We start from the raw sequence: 19,913 nt of genomic DNA on the forward strand, positions 1-19,913 counted from the left end.
TCAGCCACGAGCAGCGGACGTTCGACGTGGCGGTGCTGACGGTGCGGCCCAATTACCTGTTGAGGTTCACGCCCGGCCAATCCATCGGGGTGGCCCACCCGGCGGTGCGCGCCTGGCGGTACTACTCGCCGGCCAACGCTCCCCGCCGCGACGGCACCATCGAGCTGCACGTGCGGGTAGCGCCCGGCGGTGCTGTCTCCTCCCGGCTGGTGTACGGCTGCACGGCCGGGGACCGCATCTACCTGGCCGCCCCCGTGGGTGATCAGCTCACTCTGCGGCCAGCCGGTTCCAGCGACCTGCTGATCCTGGCCGGCGGCACCGGGTGGGCTCCGATGAAGGCACTGCTCGAGCAGGTCGCGGAAGAAGACCCCCGGCGACACGTCGCCCTCTATGTGGGGGCGCGGACCCGTCTCGAGCTCTACGACACCGACGCGATTGACAAGTTGGCCTCGTCCTGGCCGTGGCTGACCGTGACCTATGTCGTCGGCGTGGACTTCCAGCGGCCCGGCGAAGTCGCGCACCCGGTGGACCGCGCGTTGGCCGACGGGGACTGGCGGTCCCGGCACGTGTACGTGTGCGGCTCCGACCAGATGGTGGCCCGGTCGGTGACGGCGTTGACCCAGGCGGGCTACCAGGCCGGCCAACTACACCACGAAGGGTTCGGCGCGCACTGGTACGGGCCGACATGGCCAGCAAGCACCGCCCCTGGCGATTCTGGAGGTATCCGGTGAGCGCGACTACGACCAGCAGGTACGACGGCCGGCAGGTCGCCCTGAGCCCCCCGGTGCGCATGACCGCCGACCGGGTCCGTCGCTGGCATTTCGAGGCCGCGTCGTTCACCCGCCGCGGGTACGAGCCGACCGATGTCGACCGGTTCCGAATCCAGGTGGCCGACGAGCTCGACCACCTCGCCACGCAGATCGCGAACCTGCAAGCGGAACACGCCCGGCTCAATGACCACCTTGAGCTGCACCGGCACGGGGTCCTGCCGAGCACCGACACGGCGGGCAAGCTACCGGCAGCCGAGCAGGTCAACGTGGTTTCGGCGGCGCAGCGGGAGGCCGAGCAGATCATCGCCCAAGCCCACGACTACGCCAGCCGAGTCGCCGAGTACGCCCGCGTCCAGTACGAAGCCCACGTGCAGGCGGCGGTGGACAACGCCCGCCGGGAGGCCGAGCAAGCGGTGCGTGACGGTCAGCGCAACGGCAGCGGCACCTTCAACAGGACAGCCAGCCAGGAAGCCCTGCGGATCTTCGGTGAGATGATGATCTCGCATCTCCAGTCCGTCGCCCGTCAGCTCGACGAGGGCAGCGAGCAACTGGTCGGAACCATGAACCGGATGGCTGCCCCGAGTGCAGGGAACGGGCAATCACAGGACGGGTCGCCAAGAAGGCCAACACGGCAGCACACGCATCGGTGAAGGGTGTGGCCGGCCTGCCCCCACAGCTGTGGACTTCGCTCTGAACTTTGCAGGGTGTGGAGCGGGCCGGCCGGGACTGGCGGTTGCCCGTCCCGGCCGGCTGTCGACTCAGGTCACCTGCTCAGGAGTGGTTGCCAGCCGTCGCGGTAGCGCAGGCCACGAGGTTGTAGTCGGATCTGGTCGTGCACTGTTCCGGAGACCGGCTCAGTTCGTATCGCTTGCGGCCGGTCCACCACGACGCAGACGTCCTCGCCGGGCCACCACCAGCCGCAGGCGCGGGCCAGGCCGGCCCAGGCGTCGAGCTGCGCGGCCTCGTCGGGCCCGTACCGGGCAAGGCCGAGTCGATGCAGCACGTCGTAGTAGGCGATCCATGACGCGTCCTGCTGCCCGTACCAGCACACGGGTACCGGAGCGTCGATCGTGAGCGCTGCACGCACGGGTAGGTAGTACCCGTGGCCGAGGCTGCGGTGCAGTGCCGTGCGTACGCCCTGGTGCAGCACGACAGCGAGCGGAACCCCGCTGTCGAGCGCCTGCAGCGGCGCCAGTTCAGGCCATGGTTCCTTGTTCTTGCCCGTACGCAGGGGTGACAGTTCGGGATCGGTGTGAGTGACGCCCGCGCTCAGCGCGCCGCGTAGCTGGGAGGCGATCATGGCAATGTCGCTTGCCAGCGGTGGCGTCCCGCGCGGCCGGCGGTCCCGGATGCGCTCGTAGAGCTGATCGAGGGTGGGCCAGCCGGTGATCAGGGGGAGTGCCTTGTCTGGCGAGTCTACCCATTCGAACCGGGGTCGCGGCCGCGATGCCCTGGCGTAGATGTCGGTCAGGCAGCGCTCGGCGGTCGACCTGTCAGCCGGCTGTGTGGACAGGGCGTGGTTGAGCCATTCCTGGCGGATCCGGATGGCCTGCTGCCACAGGTCGTGAGGGTTGCCGCTGCGAACGGCCTGTGGAGGTTTCGCGGCGTCGTTGCGCCGCGCGGGCGCGCTCACCGCGCCAGGGCGTCGCCGCCCTTCCGGTACGAGATCATGGAGCGACTATGGCCCACAACGCGGCACCGGCGCAAGGCGGTTCCCCCACCTGCAGCGCCCCAAGCGGCATGGCAGCATCGAGGCGGAACGGGGAGGGGACGGGTCGTTCGCGGACTGCGAAGGCAGGCCTGAGCGGGTGGCTTGCCATCCACGTCCGCATGTCAGTAGGCAGCGGCGTACCCGCGTTGCGACGCGGGCACCCGCTCCTGTCTCGACTGTGGTGTTATGAGCCGGGGCGCCGCCCGCCGCCGGCACCCACCGGTTCGATCGCCTGCCGGAACTCCTTCGGAAGCTGGGCCATCGCGTTGTCGAACTCGTCGCGGGTGACGGCCTCCCGGAGCGTGGTGAGCACCGCGCCGACCCCGGCATCGGCGAGCGCACGGTCGACGTTCTGGCGATCCGCGACCCGCTGCACGAAATCTTCGAACCCCAGCGACGCCTTGACCTGGTCCTGTCTGAGCGGTTTACGCAGGCAGTCGTCAAGCCCGCCGGGAAGCTGATAGGCAAGGTCCTCAGCCTGGCCGGAGCTGATCCGGTCTGCCAATGCCTGCAACGTTGCGCGGGTGACTGTCGCCGCCTGATCGGAGGACACCTTCGCCCGCGTGGCCACCGCATCGATGAAGTCCTGGTATTCCACCTTGATTCCTCCCCGTCGGATCGCCGTCGAATCACCAGTCAGGGGCCGCTTCGGTGCTCCTTGCCCACACCTTCCCGCAGCGGTGGGTGACCCTGCCTCATCCCGATCGGGCGACCACCAGGACATGCCGCGCCGAGCGCCGCCGGGCGGCAGCACATCACAGAAGGCTCAAACATGAAGATTCTGGACATCCTCCGCCGTGGCCTTGTTCCTGTCGAACGCCTTCCGGCGGCACACGCTGCCAGCGGTCCGACCATCCGGGTGTCAGGGTGTCGCTTCGATGATGCGCAGGTCGCGTTCGGCGCCGTCGCCGAGCGCCCGCAGCGCCTCCTGGTATGCGGGGCTCTCGTGGGCGGCGACCGCGGCGTCGACGCTGTCGAACTCGATCAGAGTCGTACGTTCCAGGCGGCCGGACTCGAACGCGTACGCCGGCAGGCCGCGGGCCAGGAACGTGCCGCCGGCGGCGCGCAGTGCCGGCCCGGCCAGCTCGGCGTAGGCAGCGACCTTCTCCTCGTCGCTGATGGACCGGTAGGTGGTGATCCAGTAAGCCTTCGGCACCGTCGCTGTCTCCCGCTCATCCGGATGGGCATTTCTCCTGCTCGGCCGGTGCTGGTGGCCAGCCGACATTCCCCACTGACGGTACTGCCCGGCCTGCCTGCCACCTAGGGTCCCTCTGGCCGAAGGCCCCCGGCTAGAGCGGCCTCGCGCAGTTCTCTACGCCGCCCGCCAGCGACGAGGACCTCCGTGATGACCAGGCTGACACAGACAGCCGCCAGCAGGCCGAGCGCTACCACCGCGGAAAGGTGGCTGGCGGCCGGGATGAGCGCCACCAGCAGCGCTGTGGTGATCAGTCGTGGCCAGATGACCCATCTCAGCAGGCGAGTGATCCGCAGCTGGAAGCCGGCGTGGGAGAGCAGGAACAGGGCCGCTCCACCGTAGAGGGCGTAGAGGCCCAGGCTCTCCAGTCTCGCGGGCGAATGGTGTAGTTCATTTTCTTTGATGATCGCCACCACCTTGTGCAGCCCGAGGGCGAGCAGCATGATGCCGGCGATCAACGGCAGGTGCAGATAGCTGTAGGCGTCGCGCGCGTAGGCGACCCGACGTTGGACGGGGTTCTGGCTCAGCGTCCGCTCGGCGGCGATCGCGACGACGTCGAAATAGGTCCAGCCCAATGCAGCGGTGGTGACGATGGCGAAGACGAGGGCTGCGACGAGCCATCGAGTCATCGGCACGCCGCTGCTGGTCAGGCCAACCGCTATGAGCGACTCGCCGAGGGCGACGAGCACGATGAGGCCGTGCCGCTCCGCCCAGTGCCGGGCCGAGATGATGTGCCACCCCCACGACCGCATCACCAGGGCACGGCCGTAGTCGATGATGACGGCGAGCATCCAGAGCCCGGTCTGGGCCGCCTTGACCAGCCACGGATCGTGAAACAGCCGCTGCGGCACGACGGCGGCGGAGAACAGAAGGACGGAGGCGACAAACAGTGGCGCGGCGATCAGCAGGACGATGCGCGGCCCCGTGTCTGGGATGGCGTACCAGCGCAGCGCCAGATGCACCACCCGAACGACCACGAAGCACGCGACGAACACCACCGGGCCGGAGACAGCCGCGCCCGGGAGGTCGGTGAATGCCTGCCGGACCGCCACCGCCATCACAAGGACGACCGCCGTCACGAACAGCAGCGCGATCCGGATCAGCCCGACCCGAGCCTGGAGACTGTTGCCCAACCAGGCATAGATGGACCACGTCGACCACAACAGGGCCAGCGCAAGCATCCCGTTCAGCACGCCGTGACCGGTGAAGTCGTCCTCCATCAACGCAACGACCTGGATGAACGCGAGGACGAACACCAGGTCGAAGAAGAGCTCCACGCTGGTTACGCCGACGCCCTCGCGTAGCGGTCGAATGCCGCGCGGCGCTCGCGCTGACCTGCCATCGGACGCCCGATCGTCCTCATGTGCCACAGGACAGAGTCTGGCAGCCGCCCACAGCGAAGACGCCCGAATCACTGATCACGGTCGACCTCGTCGCCACGATGATCGTCGCGCTGCTGGCGGCGCTGGCCGGGGCCTGCGGCGGCGTCCGTGCCGGGGGCCGGTCGAGGCTCACCGCGGAGAAGCCCCCAGCCGCCGACCGAGCCCGGTGATGAGTTGTCGCGCCCGCACCCGTCACACCTACGGCGGGACACGACGAGACGGAAGGATGACGTGATGAGTGCGGACACGCGGCTGGAGGAGCTGGGCGTGAGCGGTCTGGGCGAGGTCGACGAACCCGCGTTCTCAGGGCTGGCGGAGCGGCACCGGCGCGAGCTGCACGTGCACTGCTACCGGATGCTCGGATCGTTCGAGGACGCCGAGGACACCGTGCAGGAGACGTTCCTGCGTGCCTGGCGGCGGCGGGAAACTTTCCAGGGGCGGTCGACGTTCCGGGCCTGGCTGTACCGGATCGCCACCAACGCCTGCCTGGATCTGCTCGCCAAGTACCGCCCGGAGCCGGCGACGGGCGGCGAGGTGTCGTGGCTTCAGCCGTACCCGGACCGGCTGCTCGACGAGTTGCCCGCGGGTGACGCGGACGAGCCGGAGACCGTCGCCGTCGCGCGGGAGACGATCGAGCTGGCGTACCTGGTCGCGGTCCAGCACCTCGCGCCGCGCCCACGGGCCGTGCTGATCCTGCGAGACGTGCTCGGCTGGCCGGCGAAGGACGTCGCGGAACTCCTCGGGGACTCCGTCAACTCGGTGAACAGCGCGCTGCAGCGGGCCCGCGCCGGCATGCGGGAGCACCTGCCCGCCGAGCGGCAGGACTGGACCGGCGGCCAGGAGGACGCCAGGACGCGTGAGTTGGTGCGCCGCTTCACCGACGCCAGCGTGGCCACCGACATCGACACGCTCACCACTCTCCTACGGGACGACGTCCGCTGCTCGATGCCGCCCACCCCGGGCCTTCAGGTCGGGCGCGGCGCGGTGGTGCAGGACTGGACCGAGAGCGGCTTCGAGGGCCTGGGGCGCCTGCGGACAGTCCCCACCTGCGTGAACCGCCAGCCAGCAATCGCCTTCTACCTCTGGCACGAGCAGGAGCAGGCGTACCTGCCGCTGACCATCGACGTACTGCGGATCACCGGCGGTGCGATCACGGAGATCACCATCTTCCACAACGACCAGTTCCCGCGCCTCGGGCTGCCGGACCGCCTGCCGGCGGACGGCACCGAGTAGTGCCGGTGTGGACGCTCGCGCTGCGCCGTGGCGCGCGCGTCCCGGTCATCGCGGCGCAGTGGTCCACGGCGTTCGCCGTCATCATCCGAGGCCAGGTCCAGCTGGAGCTGCGCGACGGCGAGCCCGGGCCGGTCCTCGGACGCGACGCCGGGTTCTGGCTCCGCGGCACCGGCGTCCGCGCCCTCCGCAACCCCGGCCGTCGCACGGCGCGGGTGCGCATCGTCACCCCAGGGCCGTCACCTGCCGGTCGACACACCCCGTACGCCCGTTACCGAATTATTGAGGGACGACATGAACCGCATGAATGACATCGGCGCCGTCGCAGGCCCGGCATCGCGCCAGACCAGCCACACCCACCCACTCCGCGGGCTCGCCGGTACCGGCCTCATGGCCACGCTCGCCGCGATGGTGGCCACCACCCTCGCCGCTGCGCTCGCCCAGGCCGTCGGCGTCGACTTCCAGATCCCCGACGGTGGCGAGACCATCCCGTTGGCCGGGTTCGCCGTGGTGACCGGCTTCTTCTCGGTCGTGGGCATCGCCATCGCCGTCGCCCTTTTTCGGTGGAGCGCCCGCCCCGCCACCCGATTCGTGTGGGCCGCAGTGTCGCTGACCGCTGTCTCGTTGCTCCCGCCACTCCTGTCCGGGGCGAACACCGCCACCACCACCGCCCTCCTCGGGCTGCACCTCGTCCCCGCGGCGGTGATGATCCCCACCCTGACCCGGAGCCTCCGCTCCCGGACCGCTTGACCCATCCGCCCCTCGCCCCTGACCTGCGTACGTGCACCGTTCACTGGCAGGTGACGCTGCCGCGGTCCGGGCGGGCCGAGACCCCCGATCGCGCTACGCCGGTGCCAGGATGGGACGGTGATGGAGCTCGACGGCGTACCCGCGACGGCCGACGACCTGGCCGCGCTGGCGCTGGTCAACTACGGCCACTTCACCACCGTGCGGCTGGAGCACGGCGGAGTCCGCGGCCTCGGCCTGCACCTCGACCGGCTGGCCCACGACTGCGCGGTGCTGTTCGACGTGCCGCTGGACATCGATCGGGTACGCGGCCTGGCCCGCCGGGCGGCGGCGCAGCTGAGCCCGCCGGCGCTGCTGCGGATCACCGTGTTCGACCCGGACCTCAGCGTCGTTCACCCCGCCGCCGACGCGGAGCCTCGCGTGCTGATCAGCGTGCGGCCCGCCCCGGCGGCGCCCTCGTCCCCGTTGCGCCTGCACACGGCGGCCCACCGTCGAGACCTGCCGCGGGTCAAGCACGTCGGCCTGTTCGGCGCGGTCCGCGAGCGCCGCCTGGCCCAGCGCGCCGGCTTCGCCGACGTGCTCTTCCTCGACCCGGACGGTCAGGTCAGCGAGGGAGCCACCTGGAACGTCGGTTTCGTCGTCGGGGGAGAGGTGTGGTGGCCGGCGGCGGACTGCCTGCCCGGGGTCACGGCCCGTCTGCTCGACCGGGTGTTGGCGCAGATCGGCGTGCCGGCGCGTCGGGTGCCGATCCGGCTGGACAGCCTGCCCGCCGCGTATGCGGCCTTCGCCACCAGTGCCGGGGCGGGAATTCGCCCGGTGTCCGCGATCGACGGGCGTGAGCTGACCACCGAGCCGGCGCTGCTTGACCGGTTGCGGGCCGGCTACCAGGCGATTCCGCCGGAAGCCTTCTGACCGGTCCGGTGATGACGGGCGGGCCCCGGGTGGTGATGGCACAGCTCGGGGCCGGCCAGGGCCGACCGTGGGCGGGTCGCGTCCTTTTCGCATGGACGCGACCCACCGTGACGGAGCGTGCCGGAACCGGGCCGATATCTCGGTACGGCAGCTATTCGTGTACCTGCACCGAGCCGGCGCCGAGCGGCTGGGGGTCGGCGAGGTCGAGGTCGTAGTCACCCAGAGGGCGGTTGTCGTACAACGTGTCCTCACCGGGGTGGTTGCCGGCGGACAACGGCCACACGACGAGGCGCAGCTTGTCCGGGTCGTCCGTGCCGTAGGCGACGAAGCCGTAGCCTGCCTGCCCGTTGACCGTGGCGGTGCCCTTCACCGCCACCTTGGCGTCGCGTGTCACCACCAGCCATTCCAGGGCCGTCGAGTCCAGCGCGAAGTCGGTGCCGTCCAGGCTGGCGCTCACCTTGCCGCCACCGGGCGCGGGTCCGGTCTCGTCCGGCTTGTACATCGGGTTGAGGGTGACGTGCAGGCGGCCGGTGGCCGTCGGCTTGGCGGTCAACGCGCCGGCGGGCGAGTCGAGCCAGGCCCCGGTGGTGGCGAAACCGCCATCCGGGTCGTACACCACGATCATGCTGTGGGAGGTTTCGCTGTCGCCGTCATCGTCGGTGATGGTCACCGCGATCGTGTCCATTCCTGCGTGGCTGTAGGTGTGCGGACGATCGCAGTTGGAGTTCTGTGCCGGGTACCGGTCTTCGGTGCCGTCGTCCCACAGCACAACGCAGGTCTGGGTGTCGTTGCCGCCCGGGTCGGCGTACGGCGCGGTGAGCTGAACCGGCTCCCCGGCGCGGTGCGTCGACCACGGCTCGGGGCGCAGCAGGCTGGCGCCCTCGGTGGCGGCCCGAGGGGCGAAGTCTGGCAAGGCCCGCCGGATTCGCGGCCCGACGTTACGGATGTCCGCGACCAGTTCGTCGCTGACCGGCGTGTTGACGCCGTCGTCGGCGGTCAGGGTCACCGTGAATGAGCCGTCGTCGTTGCAGACGAAGGTGGTGGCGGTGCGGTCGGGATCGCCGAAGGTGCAGATTGTGCCGGGGTCGACCGGCCCGCGCGGTGTGTAGCTCCAGTGCACAGCTGGCGGCCCTTGGGCGTCCTCGGCCGAGCCGCGCAGGTCGAGCTCGGCGCCTTCGAAACCGATGACGTCTTCGCCGGCGTAGACCTCCGGCGGCATGTCCCTGCCGGGAGCCTCGCCGACCGGCCCGTCCACCACCGCGACCCAGAACGGGTCGCCGTCGAGCACCCGGTTGGCCGTGTAGAAGGCGGTCAGCTTGCTGCCGCCGTTGGTGTTGGACTGCCGCGGGACGTGACCGACAGCTGTCCGGGCGCGGCCGATCTCGTTCGCACCCTGATAGGTGCTGGCATACGGGTATTCGTCGCAGGAGTCATCCGGGACGGCTGGATCCCTGACAAAGTCGTCGCAGCTGGCCTCACGGTTGTCGTCGCGGCGGTCCTGGTCCGTCAGCCGCTGTAGCGGCTTCGGGTCCTCGCCGGGCTGGGACAGGTGCCGGGCGCCGAAGTGGTCCGGCGTCGTGTGCTGCGCCTGCTCCACGAACAGGGCGTGCTCCCGGTGGTTGGAGGCTGTGCTCTTGTCCAGTGCCAACTCGGGCTGGACCTCGTTGTAGACGCAGCCGCCTTCCAGCGGTGTTTCCGGCATTTCCGAGTCGCACCGGTTCTGGAAGTCGATGCTGGTCCAGGTGCGGGTGATGCCGGTTTCGAGATGCAGGAAGGTCAGGTCGGTGTCGGCTGAGCCGTACTTGCGCTCGTCTGCCCCGCCGGGGCGGCCCATGTCCCACGCGCCACGCAGCCATTGCCCTTCTTCGAGGCGGATGTAGCGGGTCTCGGCGGGCGTGGCGACGTCACAGTTGAGGCCGCACCAGCCCTGCGCGTTGAGGTACGTACTGAGCACCGCCAGGCCGGTGACCCTGTACACGTACATCTGGATCGTGTGAGTCCACGTCCGGCGCTTGTTCGACAGTTCCTCCCATTCCCAGTACGAAATCCAGGCTTCGCCGAGAACGATGTTCTCCGGCCGCCGGTACACCGTGAACAGGAACGTGTCGGCGTGACACTCGCGCAGCCGCTGATACGTGGCCGGACGATTGACGTCGCACCAGCGCGGCACCGGCCCCTGTTGCACATTCCAGTCGGCGGCTGCGAGCGCCGTGACGCCCGATGGCGCCTCCGCCATCGATGGTTGTGGCGGTGCGAGGCTCGGATCGGTTGGCACCCGACGGACACAACCGACAACCGTGTCCTGGTCGGCTGGCTGACTGAGCGCATCGGTGCAGTCGGCCGGGCTCTGTTCGGCGGGCTTGTCCCGGGTCGAAGCGGCCGGGTCCGCCGGTGCCACTATCTCGCTCGGCTGCTGCTCGCGCAGGGCGTCGAGGTCCGGCGTGTCGCCGGTCATGGTGGCCTGCCCCCCGGCTGGCGGATCGTCCGCCCACGCCGGAACAGGTGTGACCGCCACGACGGCAACGGTCGCAAGGACGACGATCGGATGACGCAACCAACGGATCACGCGTGGCCTCCCGTAACACAGCGATCGGTCGTTGTCGCTGAGTATCGATCGATGCCCGGAACCGCTGGGGGACAGCGGCAGGTCCGTACGCGTTGCCAGCACGAAGAGTCACATCAATACATATGCCGGCAGATCATCCGAGGGGCTCGGCCCACGCCTTCAGGCGGCGCGGTTCGACCCGGTCGACAGACGGCCAGAGCTGAACCCGCCAATGGTCACCGGGCCTGGTTGAACCCGGCCATCCGCGGGAGACGAACCCGCTCCCTACGACACGCACCGCGTAGCGGCCGGCGGGCACCTGGCAGGTGTGCGGCGACGTCGTAGGCGAGACGTAGAGCAGTTTGCCGTCTGAGTTGATTGTCAGCGACGCCTCGAAGGCCTCCTCCCACTCGGACAGGTCATCCGGTGCTGCCGTCTGCCAGACCTCGACCCGTAGCGACATCGCAAAGTTGTTCTGATGCGGGGACAGGACCACGACAGACCGCTCATCAGACGCGATACCGGGCCCCGACGTGGCTTCGTCAGTCAGCCGGACGTGCGCGTCGACGTCCACCTCGGTGTCGCCCTGCAGAACGAAGACGCCGTAGTCGAGTCTGACGGTGAGCTCGTGAGTCAGGCGAGCGCTCATGAGGCGATCCTCTCAGCGAGCCCGCCGCCGACAACCGCTGGGCGTGACGGCCGGCCTCGCGGGGTCGCCGACGACTGGCGCGCGCCCCGGCGTCCGACCCCATCGGCAGCACGCCAAGCGCCCTCAGCTGGTCCGGGCGTGAAGCCAGCCGGCAGGGCGGCCAACCGCTGCTGTGGTTGTCGCCCGCGCAGCATCGCCAGGGCGCGTGGACCGAATTCGATATCGACTTCGACATCCGGCTGCGGGCTCTCGTCGAGGCAGCGGCGCCGGGAACTCGGTGTATCGCGGACATATGCAAAACGGCATACGCCACCGCAACAGCGCTCCGGTTTCAATGGGAGCATGAACCGCAGCGCACCCGTTTCAGCACCGCCTCGCCGCACGCGCAGGATCGTGCTCGTCAGCCTGGCGATTCTCGGCATGGCGTGGACCGCGTTCGTCGTGCGGCGGCCGCTCCTGATGTCCGCTCCGAGGTGCCTGGCCGGGCGGTGGCACGGCTGCTACGACACCTTCAACGGGGTGCTGCTCATGATGCTGGTCGGGCTGCCGTTGGCCGCTCTGGTGGTGTGGGCTCTGGCGCGCAGTCGGCGTGCTGCCGGAGTCACCTCGGCGTGGCGGATGTCGGTGGCGGAGGTGGGCATGGTCTACGGGACGGTGCCGTTGGTGTGGCTGACCTTGATGCCGGGCCCGGGGGCTGGCAGCGTTCCCGGTCGGGTGAGCCTGGTCCCGCTGCAGGATCTGGTCACGATGGGGCCGATCGGGATCGGCGGCAATCTGCTGATCTTCGCGGCGCTGGGGTTCTTCGCCCCGATGCGGTTCACGGCGCTGGCGTCGATGCCGCGGATCCTGGCGCTCGGGGCAGGCTGCTCGGTCCTGGTCGAAACCGCACAGTACGTCCTGCGGCTGGACCGCGTATCGTCCGTGGACGACGTACTGGTCAACACCGCGGGCGCGGTGCTGGCCGGGCTGGCCTCCCGCCCCTGGTGGCGCACCACGGCGGAAGCGCCGTCGGACCAGCCTCGACCCGCGCCGGCACCGGCACGCTGAGTGCCGCGCCCGGTGCTGCCTGCGTCGGCGATGTGTTTGTGCTGCTCGTAGGCTTCCGGCATGCGCGTACTGATCGTGGAGGACGAGCCCCACCTGGCGGAAGCCGTCCGTGACGGTCTGCGGCTGGAGGCGATCGCCGCCGACATCGCCGGCGACGGCGACGTGGCCCTGGAACTGCTCAGCGTCAACTCCTACGACCTGGCGGTCCTCGACCGCGACATCCCCGGCCCCTCCGGCGACGAGGTGGCCCGGCGCATCGTGGCCTCCGGCAGCGGCATACCGATCCTCATGCTCACCGCGGCCGACCGGATCGACGACAAGGCTTCCGGGTTCGAACTCGGCGCCGACGACTACCTCACCAAACCCTTCGAGCTGCGGGAGCTCGTCCTGCGGCTGAGGGCGCTGGACCGCAGACGCGCCTACGCCCGGCCCCCGGTCCGCGAGATCGCGGGCCTGCGGCTCGACCCGTTCCGCCGGGAGGTCTTCCGCGACGGACGCTACGTCGCGCTCACCCGCAAGCAGTTCGCCGTGCTGGAAGTCCTCGTCGCCGCCGAGGGCGGGGTCGTCAGCGCCGAAGAGCTGCTGGAACGGGCCTGGGACGAGAACGCCGACCCCCTCACCAACGCCGTACGCATCACCGTCTCCGCACTGCGCAAGCGGCTCGGCGAACCATGGATCATCGCCACCGTGCCCGGCGTCGGCTACCGCATCGACACGCCACCACAGGCCGGACACGAGGCAGGCGAGCGTGGCTAGGGCACCCGGGTTGAGCGTCCGCGTCAAGCTCACCCTCAGCTACGCCGGATTCCTCATGTTTGCCGGCGTCCTGCTGCTCGCCACGGTGTGGGTGTTCCTCCTGCGATACGTCCCCAACCGTGCGCTCATCATCCCCGGCTCCGCGGACACCACCACTGATGGTGTTTTTCCCATCCGGTCCAACCTCCTGCACGTTTTCGCTCCGAGGGCGGCCGCGGTGCTGGTATTCCTGCTGGCGTTCGGCCTCCTCGGGGGGTGGATTCTCGCCGGCCGGCTGCTCGCACCCCTCGCGCAGATCACCGATGCCGCACGAATGGCCGAGAGCGGGGCGCTGTCCCACCGGATCCGCATGAAGGGCAGCCAGGACGAATTCCGTGAGCTCTCCGACGCGTTCGACGCGATGCTCGGACAACTCGAGTCCCATGTCACGGAGCAGCAGAGATTCGCCGCGAACGCCTCCCACGAACTGCGCACCCCGCTGGCGATCTCGCAGACGCTCCTCGACGTCGCCCGCAAGGACCCCACGCGGGATCGGGACGAACTCATCGAACGCCTGGACACTGCCAACAGGCGGGCGATCGACCTGACCGAGGCACTCCTGCTGCTCAGCCGCGGCGACCGCGGAACCTTCACCCCGGAGAAGGTCGACCTCTCCCTGATCGCCGAAGAAGCCACCGAAACGCTGCTTCCCCTGGCCGAACAGCGCCGGATCACGCTGGACGTCACCGGCGGGCCGGCCCAGACCAGGGGCTCTGCTGAGCTGCTGTTGCGGATGGTGACGAACCTCGTCCAGAACGCTGTCGTCCACAACCTCCCCGCCGGGGGCACCGTGACGGTCCACACCGAGACGCACCGCGACAGCGCCGTGCTACAAGTCGAGAACACCGGTCACCCGCTCGCACCGGAACTCATACCGACCCTCGTCGAACCGTTTCAGCGCGGAACCGAGCGCGTACGCACCGACGAGCACGCCGGCGTCGGCCTGGGCCTGGCCATCGTGCACAGCATCGTCCGCGCCCACGACGGGACCCTCGACCTTTTCCCCAGCCCGCACGGCGGTCTCCTGGTCACGGTCCGGCTGCCCGGCACGCCGTAGGCATCCCCCCGGAGGGACGAAGCGGGCAGGACGGTGGCGCCGATCCCGCGGGACGAGTGGCGACGCGTCCGGTGCCCTCGGCTGCGTGCCGGTGATCTGGATCGACCTCACCCGATCCGGAGCCGCGCAGCTAATCGAGGGGATTGGTAATCCGCGTACGCGGTGTTCGGGCCGCGGCTCAGGTGAGGGCGGCGACCAGCAGGGCGAAGGCGGCGATGATGACGGCGACGCGGAGGTAGTGGAAGCGGTCCCAGCGGTTCATCTGCTCCTTCCAGTCGGCCGGCCGGTTGTCTGGGGTCCACGTCTTGCCCCGGTTGTTGATCGGGACGAGCAGCAGGATCGACATGATCACGCTGAGGATCAGCAGCGCGCCGGCGGTGACGGTGAGGCCGTTGCCGTCCTGGTGCCATCTTGCGATGGCCCAGACCGCGACGAGGACGAGCGAGCTGATGTACCAGACCGGCATCACGGCGCCGAGCATCCGGCCCCCGTGGGCGCGACCGAGTTGGCCACTGTCACCGGGAAGGGCGTTGAGGATCGGGTTGATGACGAAGGCGACGGAGAACTCCACCCCCACCATCACGCCGACGACCACGGTGGTGAACACCTCGAGCGCGTTGACCATGAAGACAACTCCTGGAATCTAGCGTTGATAGCTGGCATGGCAACGCTAGTACTGCTGCCGCTCGCTTGTCTAGCGATGCTAGGGCCCAGTCGTGTCGGTACGGGAACACAAGGAGCGCGAACGGGCGGAGCGCGAGCGGCTCATCGTGGCGAAGGCCCGCGAACCCGCCGAGCAGCAGGCTGGGACCGCGGTCACCACCCGCCAGCGCGCGAGCGCCTCGAATACCGCCAGCCATCCTCTACCGCCATTTCCGCGGCAAGCGCGAGATCATCGGCGCGGTCGCCCTCAAGGGCGAATCCGCCACGCAACCCGGCGGTCTACGAGACGCGCCCGAGCCGCTGATGGCGCGGCCCTCAGCAGCTGTCGCTGGCTGTCGGTTGCCGCAGTCGGGCGGAACGGGGCCGGATCACCGCGAGGGTGAGCGTTGACGCGATCAGACCCAGCAAAGCGCCCTGCACGACACCGAGAACCCAGAGGTGGACCCCCACACCGGCCATGGTTTCCCGGGTGACGTACACCGGCAGGTCGACGCCCGGGCCCCGCTGGAGCCACTCGGCGCGCATGAGGGGATCATTCTCGACGGACGGTCGGAAAATCGACAGCAGCAGCGCTCCGCCCAATGCCGCACCGAGGCCGCTGCCGACCCCCGACCACACGCCCGTGCGCAGACCGGATCGCCACCGCCGAGTGCGGGCCGTAGCGGCGGCGGCTGTGCCGGCGGTGACGACTGCCACGACAGCCCAGGTCGCGTTGTCCAGCACGCCGCGTGCGGCGGGTGTCGAGACGGTGTGCGGGGTCAGGTTGTTGAACGCGATCTCGGCGATCCACAGGCCGCCGAGAACGAGCCCGGAGCCGAGCCCCCAGGCCAGCACCACGCGCCGATCGGATGCGGCTGCACGGCCGACCAACCACCGGGCCGACACGATGAGCGCGACGGTGGAACCTGCCACCGCCAGGGCCTCCGACCAGACGATCGAGTCACGAACCGGAAGGCGCACCGCGGTCAGCACCACGCCAAGCACCACCAGCCCACCGACCGTCACCAACGCTGGTCGGATCCAGGTCGGGCGAGCACCTGCCAAACCGATGTCGGCCACAAAACGATGACAGTAGCCGTGGACGGATTCTCGACCTTGCCGGGTGTGCGGGGGAGCAGGGCGGCGATCAGTGACGACGGTGATCGTTGCGGTCCCTCCAGCGCGATCCTCCGGAGCAGTTCAGCCTACGTGCCGTCGATCGTTGTCTGTCGCGCAACGATCGTGCTCCGAACCATCCTTGATCGTCTTCTCCTGCTCGTGGAGGGTAGTTGGTGTCACCGCCGCACGAGCAACCGACAGCGACGTGACACAGCGCAGCTGTTCGCCGAGTACGGCAAGCCTGTCAGCGGCCCGGCTCACCTGCCACACCGGATCGGAGAGCGACACCATGTCCTTCCAGGCGTACCTCGATGCCATCGAGGACAAGACCGGCAAGACCCCACGTGCCCTGGTCGGCGAGGCTCAGCAACGGGGCTACGACGCGGCCGCCGTGAAGGCCGGCGTGATCGTGGACTGGCTGAAGAACGAGTACGGCCTCGGCCGCGGGCACGCCATGGCACTGGTCCACGTGATCAAGAAGGGACCGAAGATCAGCGTCAAGCACGTCGGCTCCACCGGCTCGCACCGCGACGCCACCGACACCCTCTGGCTGGACGGCAGGGCCACCCGGCCAGCCTGAATCTGCACCAGGACCAGGCCATGAGGTCGCTGTACCGAAACGGCACACGGGGCGGACCCGTCGACGCGGGTCCGCCCCGTGGCCGCACGCGGCTCAGCCCTGCCGAAGCTCGCCCGCAGCCCCCTGCGCCTGCCCCTGTACCTGGTGAGCAGCCGACTTGGCCTGGCCCTGCACCGCGGACGCGCCGTGTGCGGCGGTGGACCCCATCGCCTGCGCTGCCTGCTTCGCGGGCTCGCGCAGGTTGTCCTGCATCTGGTGGCCGACCTGGCTGGCCTGCTCGCGCAGCTCGCCGGAGTGCTGGCGGGCCACCTCCTTGGCCTGACCGGCCCACTGCCGCTCGGGGCGGCTGGGCGGGATCAGCGCGGAGACCAGCACCCCGGCGCCGAACGCGATCAAGCCGGCGGCCATCGGGTTGCCCTGAGCCTGCTGCCGGGACTGCTGCCCGAGTTCGCGGGCCTCGTCGCGCATCGAGCCGGCGGCCGAGGACATCCGCTGGCCAGTGCCCTGCCCGTCCGTGGGTGTGCCCATCACCTTCTCCTTGACCCTGGTGAGTGTGCCGCGCGCCTGGTCGACACGGTCGCTGGCGATCCGCCGTGGGTCGACCTTGTCGGTGAGCGCGTCAACGTCGTTGATCAGTTCGTTGCGGGTCTGTTCGATTCGCTGCCGGATCTGGTCCGGATCGGTCGACATCGTCTGCTCCCTCCCGCTGGTTCATCGGCCGCGTAGGGCGTTCGGCATCTGCCGTGCGGTCTGTTGTGTCCGGGGCAGCACCGCCCGGAGTTGCCGGAGCTTTGTCCGCCCCATCGCCAGGAGGATGGCGGTGACGATCGCCCACACGGCCGCCACGATCAGCGCGGCCCAACTCTGGTCCATCACGTTGGACAGGCCCCACCAGACCGCGTACGAGACGAACAGGACGGTCAGGAAACCGGCCAGCGCGCCACCGGCGAACATTCCGCTGGCCTTGCCCGCCTGGCTCGCCTCCTCGCGCAGTTCCGCCTTGGCCAGTTCGATCTCCTGGCGGACCAGCGTCGACATGTCACGGGTCACGTCACCCAACAGCTCACCGACCGACTGGGTGCGCTCCTTCTCCGGGGCACTCACGGCGCCACCCCACCCGGGATGTCCGATTCCCGCTGGCCTGCCGGCGAGACGCTCTGCGGCCGCGCCGTCCCGGTGTAAATACCTTCACCGGTGTACGGAGCCTGGACCGCCCGCTCGTGGGGCTGCCGCATCGGCTGGGCCGGCTGCGCGCCCTGGCCCATCTGTTCGCTCCCGCGGTGCCCGTTCCCGGACGTGAGGTTCCGGGTGAGACGGCCGACCAGTACTCCGGCCACCGCCGCGCCGGCAAGGAAAATGCCCGGATGCTGCCGGGCGTACCCGCGCACGTCGTCCATGACCTCACCCGGGTCACGCGAGTCGAGCCACCCGGCGGTCCGGTCCGCGACCATCGCCGCCCGCCGTACCGCCTCACCCGCCATACCGGTATCCCCGCCGCGGTCGGCCATCGTGTCGAGCTGGCGGCCGAGGCCACGCAACCCCTCGGCGGCCCGATGCTGCTGACCGCGGGCCTGGTGGTGCAGCTGCGAGGTGGCTTCCCCAGTCAGGTTCCGCGCCTGTTGCCGCGCCTGCTCGGCCATGTGTCGGCCCTGCTCGGCAGCGGCGTGGCCGACCTGGCCGCCGGCCTGCGCGGTCTGCTGGCCCACCTGGGACGCCGCCTGGCGGGCCTGATCAGTGGTGCCGCCCGGCGGTCTGCTCTGGTTGATCGCCGTCATCGCGCGCTCCTCTCCTCGGTTCCTGGCCACGGTGCGGCCCGGAACGCCACCCGCGTACCCCCACCGCCTCGCCGCATTCGCTGCAGCGTTGGCCGCCCGAGAGATGTCGGCTGCCTGCATCGGCGGAGCCGCGGACGGCTTGCCGCCAGCGGTTCATGCTCGCGCCGACAACGCCGCGCCAGCTGCTCAGGTGCCGATCAGCGGCGAAACGCAGGCGCGTCGGCGGCGGCTTGGACAAAGGCCCGAACCAGGGCGGTTTCACCGGCGTCATGGCAACCTGCTGCCGGCCGCGCGGAATCCGGCGCCGCATCTCAGGCGTTTCCGGTGCCGCTGCCGGTTCCTACCGCCCGGCGTGCCATCCCGTCCGCCGGCGTCTCCGATCTGAAGCTGTGCCCGAGTTGCGGGCCGAGGCCGAAGTAGTGCCGGAAGTTGTAGATCAACGGCCGCCAGGCGTGGGGAGCGATGTGCTGCGTACCGGGCACGACAATGGTGGGGTCCGCGTGCACGCGAAGCACGTGCGCCTCGACGATGACGAAATCACCGTGCAGATCGGGGGTGATCCGTACGGCTCGCGCCTCAAGTTGGAGCGGGCACTCCGCGACCCGCTGCGCTCGTACCAGCTCAGCCGGTTCCGGATGCAGCCCGGCGGCCGCGAACTTCGCCGGCTCGTACCGGAATGCGCCCCGCTTGTGGTCCGGCACCGGATCGCGGCCGGTCAGCGGCGCGAGCCTCTCCACCGCCGGCCACTGCTCCGCGCTCGGCAGGTTGACCACGAGGTCCGGTCGCTCGCGCAGGTTGCGGGCGCTCTGCCCCTCCGCCCCCAGGCCGAGCACCACGACCTGACCGAGCGCCCAGGCGGACGACATCGGCGCCAGGTTGCTCGTCCCATCCTCGTTCTCGGTGCTCAACAGCACCACCGGCGTACCGAAGTAGAGGATCTTGGGCTGGATGGTCAGATGATCACTCGTGTGGGTCATGGCAGAACCGTATGGACCGGACGGTTCGGTACGGGCCGAACCGAACCTCGCCCTTAGCGGCGGACGGTCAGGTGTGCGTCGGACGTACCCGGGTAACCGGCCTCGTGCGGGTCGTCGTAATCGGCGCGGGCTTCTCCGGGCTCGCGGCTGCGCTGGCGCTGGCGCGGGCCGGTGCGGCCGTGACGGTGCTGGAGGCGCGGGACCGGGTTGGGGGTCGGGTACTCACCCGCCGGCTGGCCGACGGGACCCCGCTGGATCTGGGCGCCCAGTGGGTCGGGCCCACCCAGGACCGCATGGCCGCGCTCTTGGCGGAGCACGGGCTGGACACCTTCCCGTCGGCCGCGGCCGGCGCGGTGAGCGTGCTCTGGAACGGCCGCAGGCTGCCGGCGGCGCCGGAGTCGGCCGAGCAGCTGATGGCGCTGCTCGACAGCTACGCCACCCACGTGGACCCGGCAGCGCCGTGGTGCGCACCCCGGGCCGCGGAGTGGGACCGGCTCACCCTGGCCGGATGGCTGTCGGACGCCGCGCCGGAACCGGTGGCTGCCCGGTACGCCGGCCGCCTGCTCGCCGGCGGGCTCCTCGCCGCGGACCCGGACGAGATCTCGCTGTTGCAGATGCTGTTCTACCTGCGCTCCGGCGGAGGCAGCCAGCTGCTGCTGAGCATGGCCGGCGGTGCCCAGCAGGACCGGATCGTCGGCGGACCGGCCGCGCTGGCCGAGCAGATGGCCGCGACGCTGGCCCCGGGCACCGTGCAGTGCGGCGCACCGGTGCGGGCACTGC

25 protein-coding genes are annotated in these 19,913 nt (G+C 70.0%); 12 read left to right on the forward strand and 13 right to left on the reverse strand.

What is annotated here, in order from left to right:
• Positions 1 to 731: FAD-binding oxidoreductase (locus ACWEVO_RS07850; RefSeq protein WP_452306799.1), on the forward strand; the 731-nt coding region annotated here is incomplete at its 5' end.
• A 59-nt stretch (positions 732 to 790) separates the two neighbouring features.
• A complete protein-coding gene (locus tag ACWEVO_RS07855) occupies positions 791 to 1,420 on the forward strand; it encodes a DivIVA domain-containing protein (protein ID WP_452306800.1) in 630 nt (209 codons plus the stop codon).
• 113 nt (positions 1,421 to 1,533) lie between these two features.
• Here the strand turns inward: ACWEVO_RS07855 and ACWEVO_RS07860 are convergent, their stop codons facing one another.
• From ACWEVO_RS07860 to ACWEVO_RS07875, 4 genes are all read right to left on the reverse strand, one after another.
• Positions 1,534 to 2,403 (reverse strand): DUF6745 domain-containing protein, encoded by an 870-nt coding sequence (locus ACWEVO_RS07860; protein ID WP_452306801.1) that lies wholly within the window; start codon positions 2,401 to 2,403, stop codon positions 1,534 to 1,536.
• A 262-nt stretch (positions 2,404 to 2,665) separates the two neighbouring features.
• On the reverse strand, positions 2,666 to 3,079 hold the full coding sequence (locus ACWEVO_RS07865; protein WP_452306802.1) for a DUF2267 domain-containing protein: 414 nt from the start codon (positions 3,077 to 3,079) through the stop codon (positions 2,666 to 2,668).
• A 264-nt stretch (positions 3,080 to 3,343) separates the two neighbouring features.
• Positions 3,344 to 3,637: a DUF1330 domain-containing protein gene (locus tag ACWEVO_RS07870; protein WP_452306803.1), complete on the reverse strand. Its 294-nt coding sequence runs from the start codon at positions 3,635 to 3,637 to the stop codon at positions 3,344 to 3,346.
• A 104-nt stretch (positions 3,638 to 3,741) separates the two neighbouring features.
• Positions 3,742 to 4,953 carry a low temperature requirement protein A gene (locus ACWEVO_RS07875; protein WP_452306804.1) on the reverse strand — a complete coding sequence of 404 codons (1,212 nt, stop codon included), beginning with the start codon at positions 4,951 to 4,953 and terminating at the stop codon, positions 3,742 to 3,744.
• 86 nt (positions 4,954 to 5,039) lie between these two features.
• Here ACWEVO_RS07875 and ACWEVO_RS07880 point away from each other — a divergent pair, with 86 nt between their 5' ends.
• The 5 genes from ACWEVO_RS07880 (at position 5,040) to ACWEVO_RS07900 (ending at position 7,947) form a co-directional block, all read left to right on the forward strand.
• Entirely contained in the window at positions 5,040 to 5,228 is a 189-nt protein-coding gene (locus ACWEVO_RS07880) for a hypothetical protein (RefSeq protein WP_452306805.1), read from the forward strand.
• A 61-nt stretch (positions 5,229 to 5,289) separates the two neighbouring features.
• Positions 5,290 to 6,291 (forward strand): RNA polymerase subunit sigma-70, encoded by a 1,002-nt coding sequence (locus ACWEVO_RS07885; protein ID WP_452306806.1) that lies wholly within the window; start codon positions 5,290 to 5,292, stop codon positions 6,289 to 6,291.
• A gap of 5 nt (positions 6,292 to 6,296) precedes the next feature.
• On the forward strand, positions 6,297 to 6,599 hold the full coding sequence (locus tag ACWEVO_RS07890; RefSeq protein ID WP_452306807.1) for a hypothetical protein: 303 nt from the start codon (positions 6,297 to 6,299) through the stop codon (positions 6,597 to 6,599).
• Positions 6,583 to 7,038, forward strand: a complete 456-nt coding sequence (locus ACWEVO_RS07895; protein WP_452306808.1) for a DUF6069 family protein — start codon at positions 6,583 to 6,585, stop codon at positions 7,036 to 7,038. Before ACWEVO_RS07890 ends, ACWEVO_RS07895 begins: the two co-directional genes overlap by 17 nt.
• A gap of 120 nt (positions 7,039 to 7,158) precedes the next feature.
• Complete coding sequence (locus ACWEVO_RS07900) at positions 7,159 to 7,947, forward strand: aminotransferase class IV (RefSeq protein WP_452306823.1); 789 nt, start codon at positions 7,159 to 7,161, stop codon at positions 7,945 to 7,947.
• 151 nt (positions 7,948 to 8,098) lie between these two features.
• On the opposite strand, the gene ACWEVO_RS07905 is transcribed toward ACWEVO_RS07900, so the two are convergent.
• Together ACWEVO_RS07905 and ACWEVO_RS07910 are read right to left on the reverse strand one after the other, a co-directional pair.
• Positions 8,099 to 10,513: a NucA/NucB deoxyribonuclease domain-containing protein gene (locus ACWEVO_RS07905; RefSeq protein WP_452306809.1), complete on the reverse strand. Its 2,415-nt coding sequence runs from the start codon at positions 10,511 to 10,513 to the stop codon at positions 8,099 to 8,101.
• 133 nt (positions 10,514 to 10,646) lie between these two features.
• The gene (locus tag ACWEVO_RS07910; protein ID WP_452306810.1) at positions 10,647 to 11,141 is read right to left on the reverse strand and encodes a hypothetical protein; all 495 of its coding nucleotides are present in this window, start codon (positions 11,139 to 11,141) and stop codon (positions 10,647 to 10,649) included.
• Between the two features lie 342 nt (positions 11,142 to 11,483).
• On the opposite strand from ACWEVO_RS07910, the gene ACWEVO_RS07915 reads away from it, so the two are divergent.
• From ACWEVO_RS07915 to ACWEVO_RS07925, 3 genes are read left to right on the forward strand one after another with little or no spacing between them, the layout of a single operon-like run.
• Positions 11,484 to 12,188: a VanZ family protein gene (locus ACWEVO_RS07915; protein WP_452306811.1), complete on the forward strand. Its 705-nt coding sequence runs from the start codon at positions 11,484 to 11,486 to the stop codon at positions 12,186 to 12,188.
• Between the two features lie 60 nt (positions 12,189 to 12,248).
• Positions 12,249 to 12,944 carry a response regulator transcription factor gene (locus tag ACWEVO_RS07920; RefSeq protein ID WP_452306812.1) on the forward strand — a complete coding sequence of 232 codons (696 nt, stop codon included), beginning with the start codon at positions 12,249 to 12,251 and terminating at the stop codon, positions 12,942 to 12,944.
• Between the two features lie 10 nt (positions 12,945 to 12,954).
• Positions 12,955 to 14,040 (forward strand): sensor histidine kinase, encoded by a 1,086-nt coding sequence (locus ACWEVO_RS07925; RefSeq protein WP_452306813.1) that lies wholly within the window; start codon positions 12,955 to 12,957, stop codon positions 14,038 to 14,040.
• A gap of 178 nt (positions 14,041 to 14,218) precedes the next feature.
• On the opposite strand, the gene ACWEVO_RS07930 is transcribed toward ACWEVO_RS07925, so the two are convergent.
• The 3 genes from ACWEVO_RS07930 to ACWEVO_RS07940 form a co-directional block, all read right to left on the reverse strand.
• A complete protein-coding gene (locus ACWEVO_RS07930; protein ID WP_452306814.1) occupies positions 14,219 to 14,665 on the reverse strand; it encodes an anthrone oxygenase family protein in 447 nt (148 codons plus the stop codon).
• 353 nt (positions 14,666 to 15,018) lie between these two features.
• On the reverse strand, positions 15,019 to 15,762 hold the full coding sequence (locus ACWEVO_RS07935) for a hypothetical protein (RefSeq protein WP_452306815.1): 744 nt from the start codon (positions 15,760 to 15,762) through the stop codon (positions 15,019 to 15,021).
• A 120-nt stretch (positions 15,763 to 15,882) separates the two neighbouring features.
• Entirely contained in the window at positions 15,883 to 16,092 is a 210-nt protein-coding gene (locus ACWEVO_RS07940; RefSeq protein ID WP_452306816.1) for a hypothetical protein, read from the reverse strand.
• On the opposite strand from ACWEVO_RS07940, the gene ACWEVO_RS07945 reads away from it, so the two are divergent.
• Positions 16,091 to 16,381 (forward strand): DUF4287 domain-containing protein, encoded by a 291-nt coding sequence (locus tag ACWEVO_RS07945; protein WP_452306817.1) that lies wholly within the window; start codon positions 16,091 to 16,093, stop codon positions 16,379 to 16,381. The two genes, ACWEVO_RS07940 and ACWEVO_RS07945, sit on opposite strands and share 2 nt — an antisense overlap.
• Before the next feature lie 93 nt (positions 16,382 to 16,474).
• Here the strand turns inward: ACWEVO_RS07945 and ACWEVO_RS07950 are convergent, their stop codons facing one another.
• The 4 genes from ACWEVO_RS07950 to ACWEVO_RS07965 all read right to left on the reverse strand — a co-directional run bounded on the left by ACWEVO_RS07950 (position 16,475) and on the right by ACWEVO_RS07965 (position 19,133).
• Positions 16,475 to 17,071: a DUF3618 domain-containing protein gene (locus ACWEVO_RS07950; protein ID WP_452306818.1), complete on the reverse strand. Its 597-nt coding sequence runs from the start codon at positions 17,069 to 17,071 to the stop codon at positions 16,475 to 16,477.
• Positions 17,072 to 17,092: 21 nt separating this feature from the next.
• Positions 17,093 to 17,485 carry a phage holin family protein gene (locus ACWEVO_RS07955; protein ID WP_452306819.1) on the reverse strand — a complete coding sequence of 131 codons (393 nt, stop codon included), beginning with the start codon at positions 17,483 to 17,485 and terminating at the stop codon, positions 17,093 to 17,095.
• On the reverse strand, positions 17,482 to 18,156 hold the full coding sequence (locus ACWEVO_RS07960; protein ID WP_452306820.1) for a hypothetical protein: 675 nt from the start codon (positions 18,154 to 18,156) through the stop codon (positions 17,482 to 17,484). Before ACWEVO_RS07960 ends, ACWEVO_RS07955 begins: the two co-directional genes overlap by 4 nt.
• 311 nt (positions 18,157 to 18,467) lie before the next feature.
• Complete coding sequence (locus ACWEVO_RS07965) at positions 18,468 to 19,133, reverse strand: flavin reductase family protein (RefSeq protein ID WP_452306821.1); 666 nt, start codon at positions 19,131 to 19,133, stop codon at positions 18,468 to 18,470.
• 104 nt (positions 19,134 to 19,237) lie between these two features.
• Here ACWEVO_RS07965 and ACWEVO_RS07970 point away from each other — a divergent pair.
• Positions 19,238 to 19,913: flavin monoamine oxidase family protein (locus tag ACWEVO_RS07970; protein WP_452306822.1), on the forward strand; the 676-nt coding region annotated here is incomplete at its 3' end.

Source organism: Micromonospora sp. NPDC003776, from assembly GCF_053605645.1.

Bases quoted from the DNA above. Each gene is read 5' to 3' on its own strand.
- ACWEVO_RS07855 (WP_452306800.1), top strand. From the start codon at position 791: ATGACCGCCGACCGGGTCCGTCGCTGGCATTTCGAGGCCGCGTCGTTC.
- ACWEVO_RS07895 (WP_452306808.1), top strand. From the start codon at position 6,583: ATGAACCGCATGAATGACATCGGCGCCGTCGCAGGCCCGGCATCGCGC.
- ACWEVO_RS07900 (WP_452306823.1), top strand. From the start codon at position 7,159: ATGGAGCTCGACGGCGTACCCGCGACGGCCGACGACCTGGCCGCGCTG.
- ACWEVO_RS07910 (WP_452306810.1), bottom strand. From the start codon at position 11,141: ATGAGCGCTCGCCTGACTCACGAGCTCACCGTCAGACTCGACTACGGC.
- ACWEVO_RS07915 (WP_452306811.1), top strand. From the start codon at position 11,484: ATGAACCGCAGCGCACCCGTTTCAGCACCGCCTCGCCGCACGCGCAGG.
- ACWEVO_RS07920 (WP_452306812.1), top strand. From the start codon at position 12,249: ATGCGCGTACTGATCGTGGAGGACGAGCCCCACCTGGCGGAAGCCGTC.
- ACWEVO_RS07930 (WP_452306814.1), bottom strand. From the start codon at position 14,665: ATGGTCAACGCGCTCGAGGTGTTCACCACCGTGGTCGTCGGCGTGATG.
- ACWEVO_RS07945 (WP_452306817.1), top strand. From the start codon at position 16,091: ATGTCCTTCCAGGCGTACCTCGATGCCATCGAGGACAAGACCGGCAAG.
- ACWEVO_RS07940 (WP_452306816.1), bottom strand. From the start codon at position 16,092: ATGGTGTCGCTCTCCGATCCGGTGTGGCAGGTGAGCCGGGCCGCTGAC.
- ACWEVO_RS07950 (WP_452306818.1), bottom strand. From the start codon at position 17,071: ATGTCGACCGATCCGGACCAGATCCGGCAGCGAATCGAACAGACCCGC.
- ACWEVO_RS07960 (WP_452306820.1), bottom strand. From the start codon at position 18,156: ATGACGGCGATCAACCAGAGCAGACCGCCGGGCGGCACCACTGATCAG.
- ACWEVO_RS07965 (WP_452306821.1), bottom strand. From the start codon at position 19,133: ATGACCCACACGAGTGATCATCTGACCATCCAGCCCAAGATCCTCTAC.